Raw genomic sequence first — 18136 nt, 5'->3', positions numbered from 1 at the left:
CTCTCCCACATTTAAACCGAGGCAGCCTTGAGGCATTTGAGGGCCTTGAAGTCGTTGCGTACGCTGTCGATTTTCTGAATCAGCTTCATGCGCTGTTGCTCAGTGCTCTGCGCCATCAAATCCACAATCAGGCTACGCGCCGCAGCTTCGGTCTGTGCATAGGCAGTCCGGTACTCGGGTGTCCAAAGGCTTTCCCGGTCCACCAGTAACTGCTGCATTTTTTGCGCAAAACCAGGACCGTTGCGCTGCTGCACCGCCTCGCTGAATTGCGCCTGCCAATGGGCACGGTTGCCGATCCACGCGCTGTTCTGGTCTCCCAGCGCCACAGACCAGGCCATCACCCGTTGCTGCTGGCTGGCGCTGAGTGGGCCGATCCAGGCGTCCAGACGCTTGCTCATGCGCTCGGCGCGCTCCTTGATCTGCCGGGCCAGCGGTGGCTTGAGGTATTCGTCCTGGCGCTTGCGCAGATCCTTGGCCAGGGCCTCATTCATCTCTTTGACCTGCTGATCGTCCAGACCTTGCAGCAACTGAACCGCAGACGGGGTAATTTCACGCGCGATCTCGGCGATTGCCTGTTTGGCTTCGACGGTGCGGGCCTGCAAGGCGGCGTCGGTGACCTGATTGCTGTCGACCATCTGTTGCAGACGGTCCAGCCAGTCCAGGTAACCCGGCAATTGCGTGGTGCAGTGCCAGGCCAGGTGTTCCTTGAGCGTGTCGTTGAACCAGCTCTTCTGCCCGGCGTTCATGTCCAGGTAGTCGTTGAGGGTCCAGGGGATGATCACGTCAAGGTTACGGTAGGCCAAGCCCACCCGATTGCAGCCGGCGAGCGCCAGGCTCAGGGTCAGCATTAACACCAGAAGTTTGAGCCGACGCAACATGGGCGGGTCCTTGCACGGATAGGGTTAATGCATGTGAACCTGCGCAGGGTGCGACAGTTCAGCCCATCAATAAAACGACCGGACAGCCTTCAGGGTCAACAGGCCGTCACATTGCGAATTGTGTCCGGAGTAGGCCGAGCAGTCACCGCCACTGAGGCTGGAGTTGCTGTAGATCAGGTCCAAGTCCACTCCTTTCCAGGCTCGGGACAGTTGCACCGACCAGTCGCTGAAGCTGCTGATAGCGCCGTTCTCCACCGACACCGGTGTGCCCAGTTGATGGGTGGTGTATTTCATGCTGACGCCGATGCCGAAAGGCTGGGTGCCACCGAGGTCGGCGAACAGCGTGCTGTCCTGGCGGTCCGGGTCGTTGCTGAAGGACACGCCGAAACGGTTGCCCAGCAAGTTCAGGCCACCATAAAACGCTTGGCTGTCGAGGGGGCTGACCTTGGGGTAGCTGTAGTGAATCAAGCCCACTTCGTAGCCCAGGGTCTGGTCGAAGGGGTGTTTGAAGCCCATATAGGAATCGACTTCAAGGGTGCTGGGCGAGGACAGCCCCATGTTCGGTGAAAACTGGCCGAAGTACAGGCCGCTGTCGTGACTCAGGTCCAGCCCGCCATGGAACGCATCGCTGCCGGGGGAGGTCGGCTTGACCAGGCCCTGGGCCATGGTGCGGCTGGGGGTGGTACCCAATTTAATGTCGAAGTCGCCCAATTCGCGCTGGAAAATCTGCGCTTCGGCGAGCGGACAAGCGGCAAGCGCGCTGACCAGGAAAATGCAGGATTTGAGCATGCTTCACTCCATGAAAAGCGAGGAGCAGTGGGGAGGAAATTTGAGCAGATGCCCGTGCTAGACGTGTGCAAGGATACCGGCGAATGCCCGCAGGTGAGGCCCGTTCGTCGATTAGCGCGAGGATCAAGGTGCTGCGAAGGTGTCTCGGGCTCTAGTCCTAGCGCCTTGAAGGCAAGACGCTTAGGGACCAGGTGCGTTGCGCGGGGATTACTTTTTGCCCAGGCTGATCTGCTTGGACGGGCCAAAAGTCTGACCACTCACGCCCTTGGCAATTTGCTGGATTTCGCCACCGGATTTGAGAAACGCAGCAATCTGGCTGTTGATCGATTCGCTGGTTTCAACGGCGGGAGCTGGCTTTGCTTTGCTATTGGATGCTTTTACGCGCATGGCGGCCACTAACCTGTAGAAAATTAACTTGGCCAGGCATCGTACAGGAATTACTTGACAATTGCTTGGCAAATATCCTCTGGGAATTAAATGTCGCCTCTGCAAAAGACCGAACTTGAGCAACCCAATAACCCGCTAACTGACTGTTTTAACTCGAAAGCTTGAAACGTGCAGGCGCTGGCGACGGGTAAAATTCGCAGGATTGATCAGACGAGCGGGGCACTGCCATTGCATGGCCACGTCGGCCTGCGGATTTTGCAGGCGCGCGCGCGTGTCTGGCTCAACTCGGGTAGAATGCCGCCCACGCAATGAGGGTATCTGGAAATGGCTTTAGTCGGGCGCTACAACAGCTTGCAAGTGGTTAAACACACTAACTTTGGTTTGTACCTGGATGGTGCGCAAGACGGTGAAATCCTCTTGCCTAATCGGTATATCCCCAAGGACATTCCCAGTGAAGATGAAGACTGGCTTAACGTTTTCATTTATCTGGACAGTGATGACAAACTTATCGCCACCACTGAAAAACCCAAAGTTCAAGTGGGCGAATTTGCCAGTTTGAAAGTGGTGGAAGTCAACAGCATCGGTGTGTTCCTCGATTGGGGGCTGCCCAAGGATCTGTTGCTGCCTTATTCGGAAGAAAAACGTCAGCTGAGCGCCGGTGAATACTGCGTGGTGCATGTCTATCTCGACAAGCACACCCGGCGCATCACCGCCACCGCGCGCCTTGATCGCTACCTGGACAAAACGCCGGCCAATTACCAGGTGGGTCAGGAAGTCGACCTGTTGGTGGCCGAAGCCACGGACATGGGCTTCAAGGCGATCATCAACAACAAACACTGGGGCCTGATCCACAAGAACGAAGTGTTCAAGTTCCTGCGCCCGGGCAAGGAGGAGAAGGGGTTTATCAAAGAGATCCGCGCCGATGGCAACATCAGCCTGAGCCTGCAGCCGGTTGGTCAGGAAGCGGCTTCCAGCCTCAACTCCAAGATTCTTGCCAAATTGCGTGACAACAACGGCACCTTGCCGGTCAGTGATAAAAGCGATCCCGCCGTCATCAGCAGCTTGTTCGGCGTGAGCAAAGGCAACTTCAAAAAGGCCATTGGTGCGCTCTACAAGCAGGGGCAGATTGTGATTCATGCCGATCGCATTGAACTAAGCTGAGTGCGGTTGGCTCTGCTGTAGGAGCATGCTTGCTCCTACAGTGGATCGGTCAGATGTCGAAGAAAACGTTGTTTGCCTATCTCGGTACCCTGGTCGCATTCCTGGTGCTGGACGGTCTCTGGCTGGGCGTCCTCATGGGGCCTGCCTACAAGAGCCTGCTCGGCTCGCTGATGCTCGATCAGCCCCGGCTGTTGCCTGCCGTCGTGTTCTATCTGCTGTATGTCCTCGGTTGCGTGATATTCGTTGTCTTGCCCAGCGCGAGTTGGCAACGCGCTGCGCGTTTGGGGGCCTTGCTGGGGTTGGTGGCCTATGGCACTTACGACCTGAGCAATTGGGCCACGCTGCAAGGCTGGTCCGCCGGCCTGGCGGTAATGGACATGGCGTGGGGGACTGTGCTGACAGCGATCTGCTGCACAGTCGGCTATTTGTGTGCACAACGAGTGCGCCACTGATTGTGTACAGGATTTTCGTGCACCGTTGTTGCGCATAGCTGTCTTATCTAAACCTTTATAGTGTCTTTGGAACGCCGTTCCACGGGTATTGTGTGCCATTGGCACGCATTCTGCTGACTGCCTCGTATACAACCCATATCGCCTACCGTATGCATATCGCTACGGCAACGCAGGGCGATATTTCGAGGAGTCCCGCGATGACCGACCAATTGCCCAAAGGCTACAGCTGGCGGCTGTATAACCAGGACCTTGGCCCACTGCCGCAAAAATGGACCTGGTACAACATCTTCGCCTTCTGGATGAGCGACGTGCACAGCGTCGGTGGCTACGTGTTCGCCGCCAGCCTGTTCGCGCTGGGGCTGGCGAGTTGGCAGGTGTTGATTGCCTTGCTCGCGGGCATTTGCATTGTGCAACTGATCGCCAACCTGGTGGCCAAGCCGAGTCAGCAAGCGGCGGTACCTTATCCAGTGATCTGTCGGCTGGCGTTTGGCGTATTTGGCGCGAATATTCCTGCGGTGATCCGTGGCCTGATCGCGGTTGCCTGGTACGGGATTCAGACGTACCTGGCGTCGAGTGCCTTGATCATTGTGGTGCTGCGCTTTTTCCCGTCGATGGCTGTGTATGCCGAGCCGCATTTTGCCGGTTTGTCTTACCTGGGCTGGTTCGGGTTTCTCACCCTGTGGGTCTTGCAGGCCGCTGTGTTCTGGGCCGGCATGGAGTCCATCCGCCGTTTTATCGACTGGGCCGGCCCGGTGGTGTACGCGGTGATGTTTGCCCTGGCCGGCTGGATCGTCTGGAAAGCGGGCTGGGCGAATATCAGCTTTACCCTGGCGGAAAAGTCGCTGTCGGGCTGGCAGGCGTTCGGTCAGGTGATCGTGGCGACAGCGCTGGTGGTGTCGTACTTCTCCGGGCCTACCCTTAATTTTGGCGATTTCAGCCGCTACTGCCGCAGTATGCAGGACGTGCGCCGTGGCAACTTCTGGGGCCTGCCGGTGAACTTCCTGGCCTTCTCCCTGGTAACCGTGGTGATCGTCTCGGGCACCCTGCCAGTATTTGGCGAAATGTTGCATGACCCCATCGCCACGGTGTCGCGCATCGACAACAGCATGGCCGTGCTGCTGGGCGCCTTCGCGTTCGTGACCGCCACTATCGGCATCAATATCGTCGCCAACTTTGTCTCGCCGGCGTTCGACTTCGCCAACATTGCGCCGAGCAAAATCAGCTGGCGTGCGGGTGGAATGATCGCCGCCGTGGCGTCGATCTTTATCACGCCGTGGAACCTGTTCAATAACCCGCTGATGATTCACTACACCCTGGACATCCTGGCCGCGTTTATCGGGCCGCTGTTCGGCATCCTGCTGGTGGATTTTTACCTGGTCAAAAAGCAGCAGATCGACGTGGATGCGCTGTTCGATGACAGCCCGAGCGGACGCTATTACTTCGACGGCGGGGTGAACTGGACGGCGGTCAAGGCCTTGGTACCGGCGACGCTGGTGGGCGTCGCCATCACCTTCACGCCGGCGTTGCAAGGCATGGCCAATTTCGCCTGGTTTACCGGCTGCTTCCTGGGAGGGCTGTTTTTTCTGCTACTGGCACGGCGTGAGCAGGTGCGCTTGCCGACCCCTCTGGTCGCTGGCTGAGCACGACACCGCCGGCCACCAGCAGGCCGCAACCGGCAATCACCAGTGCCGGTTGCAGGCCGCCGCTCAGGTGGCTGCTCACCGAGGCCAGCAGCGGCCCGCTCAATTGGCCGATGGCAAAGCTGGCCGTCAACAAGCCGGTGCTGCGCTGGTAGCCGTGGGGCGCTATCTCGCGCAGGCGCGCCATGACCAATTGCATGCACGCCAGAAACGGTGCGCCGCACAGCAATACTCCCAGCGCCAAGCCCCAGGCATTGCCCAGCAGGCACGTGAATACGCCGGCCGCCTGCAGCCACAGCGTGGTCATCAGCCAGCGCCGGGTGGTGTTCGGGTCCTTGCGGCGCAGGCTGGCTATCACAACGCCCATCGCTGCGGCCAGGCCAAAGCACGGCCAGAACAAGTCGGCCTGCCAGGCGCCCTTGAACTGCGCACTGGCCATCTGCGACAGGAAAGTTGCTGGAATGATGTAGCCCAGGCCGAACAAAAAGTAGATCCAGCCCAAGTGCGCGATGCTGCCGTTATTACCCGCGTTGGAGGCGGGCGCAGCCAGCGTGGTCGGCGTTGGCAGGAAGGGCAGGATGGCCAGCAGCATCACCAGTGCCACCGCGCCATACACCAACCACAGCGTCGCGGAGCTTTGCCCCAACAGGTTGGACCCCAGCGCCAGCAGTCCGGTGAGCACAATGCCCAAGCCAGGTCCTGCGAACACCAACGCTCCCAGGCGTGGCCTGCCGGCAGCAATCGCCAGCGGCTGGCTCAGGCTGGTAATCATCACCAGGGCCCAGGCGCTGGCGACACCGGTGCCGAAACGCAGCAGCAGGTGCGGCCAAAAGCCGTGGGCCCAACAGGACGCCAGGGTCAGCAGCACGCAGAGCCACAACCCGCCGTACAACCGCCCCTTAATATGATGATGACTGCGGGCGAAGATCGAGTCCACCGCACCGACGAAGTAACCCAGGTAATTGGCGGCCGCGATCAACCCGGCGCCGGTCAGGTCGATCTGACCTTCGCTGAGCAAATGCGGCATCTGCGGGGTAAGGGCAAAGCGGCCGATGCCCATGGCCATCATCAGGGCGACAAAGCTGGCGGTTAAGCGAATCAGCGGTGACATGTGCACGTGTCCTGCGGGAAAGCGAAGACCGTCAGGCTAAAGCGGATTGACTTTCTGTAAAAATGAATAATAGTGAGCAACTTGTTCAGTTTTGGAGAAAGGCTATGGAGTTCAGTCAACTGCGCATCTTCCAGGCGGTAGCGGAAGAGGGCTCCATCACCCGCGCCGCCGAGCGCCTGCACCGTGTGCCGTCGAACCTGTCGACCCGGCTCAAGCAAATGGAAGAACAGCTTGGCGTCGAGCTGTTCGTGCGTGAACGCCAGCGCTTGCAGCTTTCTCCTGCGGGTAAAGTGCTGCTGGACTACAGCACCCGCTTGCTGGCGCTACATGACGAAGCTCACGGCGCCGTGCAGGGCGGGCAACCGGCCGGTGATTTTGTTCTCGGCAGCATGTACAGCACGGCGGCAATTCACTTGCCCAAACTGTTGGCGCGTTATCACAAGGCCTACCCGATGGTGAACCTGCAGGTGCAATCCGCGCCGAGCGGGGAACTGCTGGAAGGCTTGATCACCGGACGGCTGGATGCGGCGCTGGTGGATGGTCAGTTGACGATTGCCACGCTCGATGGCGTGCCGCTGTGCGAAGAGCGCCTGGTGATCATTTGCGAGGCCGACCACCCACCGGTGCGCAGCCCTCAGGACGTGGTCGGCCGCTCGGTGTTCACCTTCCGCCGCAGCTGCGCCTATCGCACCCGCCTGGAGACCTGGTTTTCCCACGAGCGCGTGGCCATGGGCCGCGCCATCGAGATCGAGTCCTACCAAGGCATGCTCGCCTGCGTCATCGCCGGCTCCGGTGTGGCGTTGATGTCCGAATCGATGCTCGACAGCCTTCCCGGCAAGGACAGTGTGTCCGTTCATCCGCTCACTGGGCCTTTTGCCACTGCTACCACCTGGTTGATGTGGCGAAAGGGTATGCTCGGCGCTAACCTCAATGCATGGATCGAGCTGCAGCAGTCGAGCCAGGCAGAGAGTGCGCAGGACAGGCGCGAGATTGCTTGAACGATCCGACAGGATTCAGATCCATTCAGTAATAGTTCGTTGTGGTTTTGCGCAAGCAATACCTAGGACTTAGGGCTACCATAAGTGTAGGAAAAGGCGACAGAACAGGCGCCTACTCGTATTACCCTCAAAGGGGGCAAATCATGAAAGAGAAAATCCAAACCTGGCTCCATGACCTTGGTGTTGCGCTGGGCTTGATCGAGCCTCCACTGCAGCCGGTACCGATTCGTACCGACGATGAGCAGCGCCGCCCTCGTCGGCGTTGATCCCAGCCAACCCAGGATTCCTGTGGGAGCGGGTTTGCTCGCGAATACGTTGAGTCAGTCGATAAATAGTTGACTGATTTAGCGCATTCGCGAGCAAGTCCGCTCCCACATTTGTTTCAAGCCACCCCTGCCGCCACCGCCCCCGGTTTACGCGACACCACACTCACCAGCACAAAACTCACCAACGCCACCGCGAGGCTGTAATAAATCGGGGTGTTTGCATCCAGCCCATCCTTGAACATGAATACCAGCGCGGTCACGAACCCCAGGGTCATTGACGTAATCGCTCCGGCGGTGGTCGCGCGTTTCCAGAAGATCGCGCCGATCAGCGGAATCAGCATGCCGCCCACCAGCAGGTTATAGGCCAGGGTCAGGGCGCTTATTACATCGTTCACCACCAGTGCTATGCCCAGCACGGCGATGCCGGTCAGCAGGGTGAACAAGCGGTTGACGCCCAGGCTCGACTGCTTGCCGCCGCGCAAACGTGGCAACAAGTCTTCGGTCAACACAGTGGACGCGGCAAGCAAGGCTGCGCTGGCCGTGGACATCATCGCCGCCAGCGCTGCGGCAATCACCAGGCCGCGAATGCCGTCCGGCAGCGAGGCTTTGACGATGGCCGCGAACGCGTTGTTGACGTTGTCCAGGTCCGGGATCAGCACATGCGCTGCCATGCCGATCAAGGCGCACACCAGGCCATATACAATGCAATAGAGCCCGGCGAAGGTGCCGGCATACCGGGCGACTTTTTCGTCGCGGGCGGTGAATACGCGCTGCCAGATATCCTGGCCGATCAGGATGCCGAAGAAGTAGATCATGAAGTAGGTAATGATTGTGTCCCAGCCGATTGCGGTGAAGCTGAAACTCGATGCCGGCAGCTTGGCCAGCAATTCATCCCAGCCGCCGACCTGGTACAGGCAGATCGGCAGCAGAATGAACATCAGCCCCACCGTCTTGATCACGAACTGCACACTATCGGTCAGGGTCAGCGACCACATGCCGCCGATGGTCGAATACACCACCACCACACCACCGCCCAACAGCACCGAGATCCAGAATGGCAGGCCGAACAGCACCTGCAGCACAGTGCCGATGGCCAGGATCGAAGTCACCCCGATCATCAGCGCGTAGGCCAGCATGATCACTGCGCTGGCCTGGCGCGCCATGGGGTTGTAGCGTTTCTCCAGGACCTGGGTGACGGTGAAGATTTTCAGCTTCAACAGCGGCTTGGCCAGGAACAGGTTCAGCGCAATGATCCCCGCGCCCAGTGCGGCGCACAGCCAGAAACCGGAAATACCGTGCACATAACCCAGGCGCACGGTGCCGACGGTAGAGGCACCGCCCAATACGGTGGCGGCCATGGTGCCCATATACAGTGATGGTCCCAGGTTGCGGCCGGCCACCAGGTAGTCTTCATGGGTCTTGGCGCGGCGCATGCCGTAGTAGCCGAGCACGAGCATGCCGGCGGCGTAGATGAGTACGACGAATAGATCCAAAGCCATGACGGTGATTCTCCGATTATATTTTTTATGGACGATCAGGCGGCAGTCGGCTCGGCAAACACGCGAGCCAAGGTCAGGTACATCCGGGAACCTGTGGATCCCCAGGATTTCAGTGTGCAAATACCGTTTTTATTCTGTTGAAAGCACGTTCGCGCTCATCAGCGATGCGTCACGCCGGGCAGTACACAAAGCATTTCATACAGCAGGTTGGCACCCAGCAACGAGGTGTTGCCGGTGGTGTCATAGGGCGGCGACACTTCCACCAGGTCACAACCAATCAGGTCCAGGCCCTGGCAGCCACGAATGATTTCGATCGCCTGAATGGTGGTCAGCCCGCCGATTTCCGGCGTGCCCGTGCCCGGTGCCCAGGCCGGGTCGATGCCATCGATGTCGAAGCTCAGGTATACCGGGCCGCCGCCGACCTTTTCGCGCACTTGGGTCATCAGCGGCGCGAGAGAGTGATGCCAGCATTCTTCGGCCTGGACCACCCGGAAGCCCTGCTTGCGGCTCCAGTTGAAGTCTTCAGCGGTGTAGCCCTGGGCGCGCAGGCCGATCTGCACCACACGGTCGCAATCGAGCAAACCCTCTTCCACGGCGCGGCGGAAGGTGGTGCCGTGGGCGATTTTCTCGCCGAACATATGGTCGTTGACGTCGGCGTGGGCGTCGATATGCACCAGCCCGACCTTACCGTGTTTCTTGTGGATCGCCCGCAGGATCGGCAGGGTGATGGTGTGGTCGCCACCCAGGGTCATGGGGATGACGTCGTGCTCGAGGATTTCATCGTAGGCCTCCTCGATGATGCGCACGGCGTCCAGCAGGTTGAAGGTGTTGATCGCCACGTCGCCAATGTCCGCAACCGACAGCGAATCGAACGGCGCAGCGCCGGTGGCCATGTTGTACGGGCGGATCATTACTGATTCGGCGCGAATTTCCCGAGGCCCGAAGCGGGTGCCGGCGCGCAGCGAGGTGCCGATGTCCAGGGGCACGCCTATAAAGGCCGCGTCCAGGCCCCTGGCGGTTTGCAGGTGGGGCAGGCGCATCATGGTGGCAATGCCGGCGAAGCGCGGCATTTCGTTGCCGCCCAGTGGTTGGTGGAAAATCTTGTCCACGGGATAGCCTCATCGTTGTTGTGTTTGTTGGCGGTCGATTCTGCAAAAAGCCACGGGTGGGAAGAATCGGCGGGGGCAAATACTTAGTTCAGGTTTTTCTAAACTAATGCAGGCGGGTAGACTGCAGGCATTGATATCCGGAACCTGCCATGGCCAACGCCTTGCCCGACCTCAAACTTCTGCGCATTTTCGTCTGCGTCGTGCGGCACCAGGGGTTCGCCAATGCCCAGCAGGCACTCAACCTGTCGACGTCAGCCATCAGCACCTACATGAGCCAGCTCGAATCGGCGTTGGGGCTGGTGCTCTGTCACCGTGGGCGGGGTGGCTTCAGCCTGACCAGCAAGGGCGAGCTGTTTCATCAGGAAACCTTGCGTTTATTAGGCGAACTGGAAGGCTTCGAACAATATGCCGCCGCGTTGAAGGGCGAATTGCGCGGCACGCTCAAGCTCGGCGTGCTCGACTCCACCGTCAGCGACAAAGCGCTGCCGTTCGCCGAGGTGATCGGCGCCTACAGCCTCGAGCATCCGGCGGTACATTTGCATCTGTCGGTGATGAGTCCGTATGAGCTGCAACTGGGGGTGCAGGACAATCGCCTGGACCTGGCCATCGGCGCGTTCTCCAACCGCATGAGCGGGCTGATCTATATGCCGCTGTATCGCGAGCAGCACTGGCTGTATTGCAGCACCCGGCACCCGTTGTTCAACGAGCGGCGTATCCCTGAGCAGGTCATCACCCAGCAACGTATGGTCGGGCGTGGTTACTGGAGCCAGGCCGAACTGGCGCGCCACGGCTTCAAGCACAGCGCCGCCACCGTGGAAAGCATGGAGGCGCAGTTGATCCTGGTGCTGTCCGGCGCCTACATCGGCTACCTGCCCGAGCACTACGCCCAGGCCTGGGCCGACAAGGGCGACCTGCGCGCCCTGTTGCCGGCCACCTTCGGCTACCAGGCGCCGTTTTCGATGATCATGCGCCGCGGGCGAAGCCGCGAGCCGCTGATCCAGACCTTCCGCGATCTACTTAAAGCCCAGCTCAACCAGGCCTGAAAAACATGTCCAGACCCCAGTGTTCCCGTTGTCTCAGGCCCCTCAGCCACTGCTTGTGCTCGCTGATCCCCAGCCTCGACAGTTGCACTCGCGTGTTGCTGTTGCAGCATCCGAGCGAGGTCAGCCATGCGCTCAATACCGCGCGACTGGCGGCGTTGGGGCTCACCCATGCGCAACTGGTGGTGGGGGAAGTGTTCGATGATCTGGAGACGTTATTGAATCCGCCCGGTTATCAGGCGCGTCTGTTATTCCCGGCCGATGATGCGCAGTCTTTGCAAGCCTATGAGCCTGGTGATCAGCCGCTGCTGCTGGTGGTGCCCGACGGCACCTGGCGCAAGGCGCGCAAACTGCTGCACCTCAACCCTTTGCTGGCGGCCTTGCCCCGTGTGACGTTGCCCGCCGGCGGCGTTTCCCGGTATCGGCTGCGCAAGGCGCCCGGGCCTGGCGCTTTGTCGACGATAGAGGCGATTGTGCAGGCATTGCAGGTGTTGGAAGCACCGGTATCGTTTGAGCCGCTGCTAAAACCCTTCGAGGCGCTGATCGAAGGGCAGATCTCGGCGATGGGTGCAGCGGTGTTTCAGCGAAATCACGCGCAATAAGAAGCCTTATTCCGACACGAGTTTTGAGTAGGCAATCGGTTTTTTTGCCCCTGTTTTCAGGATCGAACTGTTGTCATGTTGATCATCAGGTCGATAGAAATAAAACGCGTCGCCACCCTCCGGTGTTTTTTTATACAGCATCTGAATGCCTACACCGCCCAGCAAGATGCTGGATTCCAGCAAGACTTTCCGCGCGTCATCAACGTTGTCACATTTGAAAAACGTTTCAGCTTGCTTGCTCAACTCGAGGAGTACGTGGGAAAAGTCGCGATTGTCGCCGTATTGCCTGAAGTCTGAAGTGGAGGCGTGGATGGCCTTCTTCCCTGACGCGGCAAGTTCGACGATCGGCGCGCGCAAATCCCACAGGATCCCGTCGTAGCCTTGAAACCCATTGCCCTCCACCAGACTGCGCAGATTGTTCGTGGCGTTGGTTTGATACTTCGCGTTGGGATCTTTGAGGGAGAAGTCCTCCTTCATGTTTTCTTTGCCGAACAAGTCCGCTGTTTTGATGCCGGGAGCGATGTTTATTCCGCTCAAGCCACGCTGCTCGGCCTCAGCTTTCAACTCCTTGAGCGCCTCGTGTTTGAACGAACAGAAAATGATGCTTTCCGGGGCAAGTTTCTGCATGTTCCGCCCACCCTGTTCCACGAGATCAAGCATGGAAGACACGGCGGTTTCATCTTTCAGTTCGATATTGAGAATGACCGGTTTTTTGCCGTACGCAATAAGTGTCTGGTTCGCATCGTTGACCAGTTCGATAACTGACGACAGCGTAGGTGTGACTTCACCCTTGCGTCCAATAGGGATTTTTTGCAGTTCATCGGCTGTCTTTTGCCCAACCAGATAGGACGCCTTGGTTTCGCCCTCGGGCAGTTTGGCGCCGCTGCGATCAGCGCCGAACGCGTTACGCCAGATCTCATCGTCATGGGTGACCATCACGGTGCCGTCTTTGGCTTTGAAAATATCGATTTCAACCGCATCGGCGCCTTGGACAATCGCAGCTTTGATTGCTTGGAGGCTGTTCTCAGGATGAAGTCTCTGCGGAAATGTCGAGCCAAACACGCTTGTTGGGCCCGTTCCGCGATGGGCGGTCAGCATCAGGTTGTGTCCCGTGCGTTCTTTGAGAAGTTCGCTGTGGCATCGAGATTGAAGCATCTGCTGTACGTCATCGGCACTCAGACGGGTCAGGGCGCCGCTATCAACTGCGGAGCCTGGCGACGCTCGCAGGCTGACGGCATCAGACGTTGCGGGCGGGAGTTGAGACCTTGCGAGGAGAGTCATGGTTTCACCCTGTCTTTGGATAGTTCACATTCCTGTCGGCGTGATCAACCTGGCTGCCCGTGATGGCCAGCGTCCTTGTTGCCTCGGATAAGTGGTTGGCAGGGGCGCTCAGTTCCTTGGCCCGACTCGGGTGAAACACAAAGCGTTATAGCTTTACCTTATAAGCACCACACTTTGCGTGATATGGCCTGCCGACCTTTCCCGGTATGATGTCCGCCCCCGCAGTCTGGATTGCGAATACGCCATGACCTTGCAGTACCCAACAATCGCCGATTGCGTCGGCAACACACCCCTGGTCCGCTTGCAACGCATGGCGGGTGACACCAGCAATACCCTGTTGCTCAAGCTTGAAGGCAACAACCCCGCCGGGTCCGTCAAGGATCGTCCGGCGCTGTCGATGATCACCCGCGCCGAACTGCGCGGGCAGATCAAGCCGGGAGACACGCTGATCGAAGCCACCTCGGGTAATACCGGGATCGCCCTGGCCATGGCCGCCGCGATCAAGGGTTACAAGATGGTGCTGATCATGCCCGACAACGGCAGCGCCGAGCGCAAGGCGGCGATGACCGCGTATGGCGCCCAGTTGATCCTGGTTACCCAGGAAGAGGGCATGGAAGGCGCGCGCGACCTCGCCGAACGCCTGGCCGCCGAAGGCCGTGGCCTGGTGCTGGACCAGTTTGCCAATGGGGATAACCCCGAAGCGCACTACACCAGCACCGGCCCGGAAATCTGGCGCCAGACCCAGGGCACCATCACCCATTTCGTCAGCTCCATGGGCACCACCGGCACCATCATGGGCAATTCGCGCTACCTCAAGGAGCAGAACCCGGCGATTCAGATTGTCGGCCTGCAACCGATGGAAGGCGCGGCCATCCCCGGTATCCGCCGCTGGCCCGAAGAGTATTTGCCCAGGATCTACAACGCCACGCGCGTGGACCGCATCATCGACATGGCCCAGCGTGAAGCCGAAGACACCACCCGCCGCCTGGCCCGTGAAGAGGGCATCTTCTGCGGTGTGTCGTCCGGTGGTGCGGTGGCCGGTATGTTGCGCCTGTCCGAAGAAGTGGAAAACGCGGTGATCGTCGCGATCATCTGTGACCGAGGCGACCGCTACCTGTCGACCGGCATCTTCGACGAACCCAACTGATGGCCAAGCACGAGAGAGGCCTGCGTTTCCAACCGACGGGCGGCAGCCGGGCCCCTCAGATTCCCGTGGGCAAGAAACAACGCCTGACCATCGAACGCCTGGCCAACGACGGGCGCGGCATTGTGTTCTTCGAAGGGCGCACCTGGTTCGTCAACGGTGCGCTGGCCGGTGAAGAAGTCGAAGCGCGGGTGCTGGGCGCCCACGGCAAGGTGGTCGAGGCGCGCACCGAACGTGTGTTCACGGCCAGCGAACTGCGCCGTCCGGCGCCGTGCCCACATTTTGGCCGCTGTGGCGGCTGCAGCGTGCAACACCTGCCCCATGCCGAACAACTTGCGCTGAAACAGCGCATGCTCGCCGAGCAATTGTCCCGTGTGGCCGGTGTCGAACCGCAAGCGTGGGCTGCGCCTTTGAGCGGGCCGGAATTCGGCTACCGGCGCCGCGCCCGTGTGGCCGTGCGCTGGGATGCCAAGGCGAAGCAGCTTGAAGTAGGCTTCCGCGCCGTGGCCAGCCAGGACATCATCGCCATCGATGATTGCCCGGTACTGGTACAGGCCTTGCAACCGATCATGCAGCGTCTGCCGAACATGCTGCGCCGTTTGAGCAAGCCTCAGGCGTTGGGGCACGTGGAGTTGTTCAGTGGTACGGCCATCGCCGTGTTGCTGCGGCATATGGCACCGCTGTCCGAGGCGGACATGCAGGTGTTGAAAGAATTTTGCACCTTCCATGATGCCCAGTTGTGGCTGCAGGGCGAGGGCCAGCCGGAGCCGGTCGAGCCGGGTAACGCGCTCGGTTTCCGCCTGGAGGCGTGGGACCTGGAGCTGGCGTACCGGCCGGGTGATTTTGTGCAGGTCAATGCCGGGGTCAACGAGGCGATGGTCGCCCAGGCTCTGGAATGGCTGGCGCCGCAAGCCGATGAACGGGTGCTGGACCTGTTTTGCGGGCTGGGCAATTTTGCCCTGCCACTGGCCAGGCAGGTACGCGAAGTCGTTGCCGTGGAAGGCGTGCAGACCATGGTGGAGCGTGCGGCACAGAATGCCCTAAGCAACAATTTGCATAATGCACGGTTTTTTCAGGCCGATTTGTCCCAGCCCCTGACTGACGCGGAATGGGCCAAACAGGGCTTTTCTGCGGTACTCTTGGACCCACCGCGCGACGGTGCCCAGGAAGTTGTGCGCAGACTTGCCACCCTGGGGGCCAGGCGCCTGGTGTATGTGTCCTGCAATCCGGCGACGCTGGCGCGGGACACGGTTGAGTTGGTCAAGCAAGGCTACCGGCTAAAGCGTGCCGGGATCCTCGACATGTTTCCGCAGACAGCGCATGTCGAGGCCATGGCGTTATTTGAAGCGGGCTAGGATGCCCGTTTAATCCGACTGGCCTGCAGTCTCCAGGGCCGTGAACTGCCAGGGAATCTGCAGCAAGGTCGGCGATGATTTTTGGCGCATCCAAGGTGCGTCGTAGGGAAGGTAAGCAAGATGGTACAGGTGAGAGCACACCAGCCGATCAACACCGACGGCAGTATCAATCTCGAGGCATGGCTGGATCATGCCGTCAGTGTCGACCCGGCACTGGACCGTGAAGCCTTGAAAGCAGCCTGCGAGTTCGCTCGTGAGTCTGAACAGCAGGACAATGCGGCCAAGAACCTGTGGGCGGAGGGCACTTCAAGCTTTCGTACCGGGTTGGAAATCGCCGAGATCCTCGCCGATCTCAAGCTGGACCAGGATTCGCTGATTGCCGCCGTGCTCTATCGCGGCGTGCGCGAAGGGCATATCCCGTTGCCGACCGTCAGCCAGCGTTTCGGCGCAGTGGTGGCCAAGCTGATCGACGGCGTGCTGCGCATGGCGGCCATCAGTGCCAGCCTCAGCCCGCGCCAGTCCATGGTGCTGGGGACCCAGGGCCAGGTGGAAAACCTGCGCAAGATGCTGGTGGCGATGGTCGACGACGTCCGCGTCGCGCTGATCAAGCTGGCTGAACGTACCTGCGCGATCCGTGCGGTGAAAACCGCCGACGACGAAAAACGCAACCGCGTTGCCCGCGAAGTCTTCGACATCTACGCGCCGTTGGCGCACCGCCTGGGCATCGGTCATATCAAATGGGAGCTGGAGGACCTGTCCTTCCGCTACCTCGAACCCGATCAATACAAACAGATCGCCACGCTGCTGCATGAGCGGCGGCTCGACCGCGAGCGCTTTATCAGCGACGTGATGGGCCAGTTGCGTGCCGAGTTGCAGGCCACCGGCGTCGATGCCGACATCAGCGGCCGCGCCAAGCACATCTATTCGATCTGGCGCAAAATGCAGCGCAAGGGCCTGGCGTTCAGCCAGATCTACGACGTACGGGCCGTGCGTGTGCTGGTGCCGGAAATGCGCGATTGCTACACCGCGCTGGGGATCGTCCACACGCTGTGGCGCCACATTCCCAAAGAGTTCGACGACTACATCGCCAACCCCAAGGAAAACGGCTATCGCTCGCTGCACACGGCGGTGATCGGTCCTGAGGGCAAGGTGCTCGAAGTGCAGATCCGCACCCACGCCATGCACGAAGAGGCCGAGTTGGGCGTCTGCGCCCATTGGCGCTACAAGGGCACCGACGTCAAGGCCGGGTCGAACCAGTACGAAGAGAAGATCTCCTGGCTGCGTCAGGTACTGGAGTGGCACGAAGAACTCGGCGACATCGGCGGCCTGGCCGAACAGCTGCGCGTGGATATCGAACCGGACCGGGTCTACATCTTCACCCCCGACGGTCACGCCATCGACCTGCCCAAGGGCGCCACGCCGCTGGACTTCGCTTACCGCGTGCACACCGAAATCGGCCACAACTGCCGTGGCGCCAAGATCAACGGGCGCATCGTGCCGCTCAACTACAGCCTGCAAACCGGTGAGCAGGTCGAGATCATCACCAGCAAGCACGGCACGCCGAGCCGCGACTGGCTGAACCCGAACCTGGGGTATATCACCACCTCACGGGCACGGGCGAAGATCGTCCACTGGTTCAAGCTGCAGGCCCGCGACCAGAACGTCGCCGCCGGCAAGACCCTGCTCGAACGCGAACTGGCGCGCCTGGGCCTGCCGCAGGTGGACTTCGACAAGCTGGCCGAAAAGGCCAACATGAAGATCGCCGAAGACATGTTCGCCGCCCTCGGTGCCGGCGACTTGCGCCTGGCCCAGTTGGTCAACCTGGCCCAGCAACTGGTGGAGCCGGAGCGTGGCAACGAGCAGTTGGAACTGATCCCGCGCAAGGCCACCGGCTACAAGCCCGGCAAGCGTGGCGATATCCAGATCCAGGGCGTGGGCAACCTGATGACGCAAATGGCCGGCTGCTGCCAGCCGTTGCCCGGCGACGCCATCGTCGGCTACATCACCCAGGGCCGCGGCGTGAGCATTCACCGCCAGGACTGCGCCTCGGTGCTGCAATTGGGCGGGCGCGAGCCGGAGCGGATCATCCAGGTCAGCTGGGGCCCGGTGCCGGTGCTCACCTACCCGGTGGACATCATCATCCGCGCCTACGACCGTTCCGGTTTGCTGCGTGACGTCTCGCAAGTGCTGCTCAATGAGCGGATCAACGTACTCGCGGTCAACACCCGCTCGAACAAGGAGGACAACACCGCGCTGATGTCCCTGACCATCGAGATTCCGGGGCTCGACGCGCTGGGGCGGTTGCTGGGGCGGATTTCCCAGCTGCCGAACATCATTGAGACGCGGCGCAATCGCACCCCTGGGTGAACGCAGTTAAATAATGTGGGAGGGGGCTTGCCCCCTCCCACACTGGATCTTCAGTGG

Annotated in this window: 17 protein-coding genes; 10 read left to right on the top strand and 7 right to left on the bottom strand. The window is 60.3% G+C overall.

From position 1 onward, the window contains the following. Positions 1–11: 11 nt before the first annotated feature. The 3 genes from BOP93_RS19235 to BOP93_RS19225 all read right to left on the bottom strand — a co-directional run bounded on the left by BOP93_RS19235 (position 12) and on the right by BOP93_RS19225 (position 2054). Positions 12–878 carry a DUF6279 family lipoprotein gene (locus BOP93_RS19235; RefSeq protein WP_104504270.1) on the bottom strand — a complete coding sequence of 289 codons (867 nt, stop codon included), beginning with the start codon at positions 876–878 and terminating at the stop codon, positions 12–14. A 66-nt stretch (positions 879–944) separates the two neighbouring features. After that, positions 945–1667 carry a TorF family putative porin gene (locus BOP93_RS19230; RefSeq protein WP_104504268.1) on the bottom strand — a complete coding sequence of 241 codons (723 nt, stop codon included), beginning with the start codon at positions 1665–1667 and terminating at the stop codon, positions 945–947. Positions 1668–1874: 207 nt separating this feature from the next. Next, a complete protein-coding gene (locus tag BOP93_RS19225; protein ID WP_003193095.1) occupies positions 1875–2054 on the bottom strand; it encodes a hypothetical protein in 180 nt (59 codons plus the stop codon). Between the two features lie 324 nt (positions 2055–2378). Here BOP93_RS19225 and BOP93_RS19220 point away from each other — a divergent pair, with 324 nt between their 5' ends. From BOP93_RS19220 to BOP93_RS19210, 3 genes are all read left to right on the top strand, one after another. After that, positions 2379–3215, top strand: a complete 837-nt coding sequence (locus tag BOP93_RS19220) for a CvfB family protein (protein ID WP_104504266.1) — start codon at positions 2379–2381, stop codon at positions 3213–3215. A gap of 53 nt (positions 3216–3268) precedes the next feature. After that, positions 3269–3667, top strand: a complete 399-nt coding sequence (locus tag BOP93_RS19215) for a DUF2177 family protein (protein ID WP_104504264.1) — start codon at positions 3269–3271, stop codon at positions 3665–3667. Between the two features lie 197 nt (positions 3668–3864). After that, on the top strand, positions 3865–5307 hold the full coding sequence (locus BOP93_RS19210) for an NCS1 family nucleobase:cation symporter-1 (RefSeq protein WP_104504262.1): 1443 nt from the start codon (positions 3865–3867) through the stop codon (positions 5305–5307). Here the strand turns inward: BOP93_RS19210 and BOP93_RS19205 are convergent. After that, positions 5219–6418, bottom strand: coding sequence for an MFS transporter (locus tag BOP93_RS19205; protein WP_104504260.1), 1200 nt, complete (start codon positions 6416–6418; stop codon positions 5219–5221). The genes BOP93_RS19210 and BOP93_RS19205 overlap by 89 nt on opposite strands. 104 nt (positions 6419–6522) lie before the next feature. Here BOP93_RS19205 and ptrR point away from each other — a divergent pair, with 104 nt between their 5' ends. Further along, the gene (gene ptrR / locus BOP93_RS19200) at positions 6523–7416 is read left to right on the top strand and encodes a putrescine utilization regulator PtrR (RefSeq protein WP_104504258.1); all 894 of its coding nucleotides are present in this window, start codon (positions 6523–6525) and stop codon (positions 7414–7416) included. A gap of 143 nt (positions 7417–7559) precedes the next feature. Further along, positions 7560–7682 (top strand): PA1414 family protein, encoded by a 123-nt coding sequence (locus tag BOP93_RS28000; RefSeq protein WP_017737772.1) that lies wholly within the window; start codon positions 7560–7562, stop codon positions 7680–7682. Between the two features lie 116 nt (positions 7683–7798). Here BOP93_RS28000 and BOP93_RS19195 read toward each other — a convergent pair whose 3' ends face one another. Together BOP93_RS19195 and speB are read right to left on the bottom strand one after the other, a co-directional pair. After that, positions 7799–9181 (bottom strand): sodium:solute symporter, encoded by a 1383-nt coding sequence (locus BOP93_RS19195; RefSeq protein WP_104504256.1) that lies wholly within the window; start codon positions 9179–9181, stop codon positions 7799–7801. Positions 9182–9339: 158 nt separating this feature from the next. Then, complete coding sequence (gene speB / locus BOP93_RS19190) at positions 9340–10290, bottom strand: agmatinase (protein ID WP_104504254.1); 951 nt, start codon at positions 10288–10290, stop codon at positions 9340–9342. 149 nt (positions 10291–10439) lie between these two features. Here speB and BOP93_RS19185 point away from each other — a divergent pair, with 149 nt between their 5' ends. Both BOP93_RS19185 and BOP93_RS19180 read left to right on the top strand, forming a co-directional pair. Continuing rightward, positions 10440–11333, top strand: coding sequence for a LysR family transcriptional regulator (locus BOP93_RS19185; RefSeq protein ID WP_104504252.1), 894 nt, complete (start codon positions 10440–10442; stop codon positions 11331–11333). 5 nt (positions 11334–11338) lie between these two features. After that, a complete protein-coding gene (locus tag BOP93_RS19180) occupies positions 11339–11932 on the top strand; it encodes a tRNA-uridine aminocarboxypropyltransferase (protein WP_104504250.1) in 594 nt (197 codons plus the stop codon). Between the two features lie 6 nt (positions 11933–11938). On the opposite strand, the gene BOP93_RS19175 is transcribed toward BOP93_RS19180, so the two are convergent. Next, positions 11939–13213 carry a glycerophosphodiester phosphodiesterase gene (locus BOP93_RS19175; protein WP_104504248.1) on the bottom strand — a complete coding sequence of 425 codons (1275 nt, stop codon included), beginning with the start codon at positions 13211–13213 and terminating at the stop codon, positions 11939–11941. Positions 13214–13457: 244 nt separating this feature from the next. Here BOP93_RS19175 and cysM point away from each other — a divergent pair, with 244 nt between their 5' ends. The 3 genes from cysM to relA all read left to right on the top strand — a co-directional run bounded on the left by cysM (position 13458) and on the right by relA (position 18079). Beyond that, positions 13458–14360: a cysteine synthase CysM gene (cysM, locus tag BOP93_RS19170; RefSeq protein WP_065884490.1), complete on the top strand. Its 903-nt coding sequence runs from the start codon at positions 13458–13460 to the stop codon at positions 14358–14360. Beyond that, positions 14360–15712, top strand: a complete 1353-nt coding sequence (gene rlmD / locus BOP93_RS19165) for a 23S rRNA (uracil(1939)-C(5))-methyltransferase RlmD (protein ID WP_104504246.1) — start codon at positions 14360–14362, stop codon at positions 15710–15712. Before cysM ends, rlmD begins: the two co-directional genes overlap by 1 nt. Before the next feature lie 120 nt (positions 15713–15832). Next, on the top strand, positions 15833–18079 hold the full coding sequence (relA, locus tag BOP93_RS19160; RefSeq protein WP_065893746.1) for a GTP diphosphokinase: 2247 nt from the start codon (positions 15833–15835) through the stop codon (positions 18077–18079). Positions 18080–18136: the final 57 nt, after the last annotated feature.

The sequence above is a fragment of the Pseudomonas orientalis genome, assembly GCF_002934065.1.
GTDB lineage: Bacteria > Pseudomonadota > Gammaproteobacteria > Pseudomonadales > Pseudomonadaceae > Aquipseudomonas > Aquipseudomonas orientalis_A.
Note: the sequence above shows the minus strand (reverse complement) of the source record. Positions and strands in the feature narration are given on the sequence as shown.

Excerpts from the sequence above, each read along its gene's own strand:
- BOP93_RS19225 (WP_003193095.1), bottom strand. The coding sequence starts at position 2,054 with ATGCGCGTAAAAGCATCCAATAGCAAAGCAAAGCCAGCTCCCGCCGTT.
- BOP93_RS19175 (WP_104504248.1), bottom strand. The coding sequence starts at position 13,213 with ATGACTCTCCTCGCAAGGTCTCAACTCCCGCCCGCAACGTCTGATGCC.
- relA (WP_065893746.1), top strand. The coding sequence starts at position 15,833 with ATGGTACAGGTGAGAGCACACCAGCCGATCAACACCGACGGCAGTATC.
- BOP93_RS28000 (WP_017737772.1), top strand. The coding sequence starts at position 7,560 with ATGAAAGAGAAAATCCAAACCTGGCTCCATGACCTTGGTGTTGCGCTG.
- ptrR (WP_104504258.1), top strand. The coding sequence starts at position 6,523 with ATGGAGTTCAGTCAACTGCGCATCTTCCAGGCGGTAGCGGAAGAGGGC.
- BOP93_RS19230 (WP_104504268.1), bottom strand. The coding sequence starts at position 1,667 with ATGCTCAAATCCTGCATTTTCCTGGTCAGCGCGCTTGCCGCTTGTCCG.
- BOP93_RS19180 (WP_104504250.1), top strand. The coding sequence starts at position 11,339 with ATGTCCAGACCCCAGTGTTCCCGTTGTCTCAGGCCCCTCAGCCACTGC.
- BOP93_RS19185 (WP_104504252.1), top strand. The coding sequence starts at position 10,440 with ATGGCCAACGCCTTGCCCGACCTCAAACTTCTGCGCATTTTCGTCTGC.
- BOP93_RS19220 (WP_104504266.1), top strand. The coding sequence starts at position 2,379 with ATGGCTTTAGTCGGGCGCTACAACAGCTTGCAAGTGGTTAAACACACT.
- cysM (WP_065884490.1), top strand. The coding sequence starts at position 13,458 with ATGACCTTGCAGTACCCAACAATCGCCGATTGCGTCGGCAACACACCC.
- rlmD (WP_104504246.1), top strand. The coding sequence starts at position 14,360 with ATGGCCAAGCACGAGAGAGGCCTGCGTTTCCAACCGACGGGCGGCAGC.
- BOP93_RS19215 (WP_104504264.1), top strand. The coding sequence starts at position 3,269 with ATGTCGAAGAAAACGTTGTTTGCCTATCTCGGTACCCTGGTCGCATTC.
- BOP93_RS19205 (WP_104504260.1), bottom strand. The coding sequence starts at position 6,418 with ATGTCACCGCTGATTCGCTTAACCGCCAGCTTTGTCGCCCTGATGATG.
- BOP93_RS19195 (WP_104504256.1), bottom strand. The coding sequence starts at position 9,181 with ATGGCTTTGGATCTATTCGTCGTACTCATCTACGCCGCCGGCATGCTC.
- BOP93_RS19235 (WP_104504270.1), bottom strand. The coding sequence starts at position 878 with ATGTTGCGTCGGCTCAAACTTCTGGTGTTAATGCTGACCCTGAGCCTG.
- BOP93_RS19210 (WP_104504262.1), top strand. The coding sequence starts at position 3,865 with ATGACCGACCAATTGCCCAAAGGCTACAGCTGGCGGCTGTATAACCAG.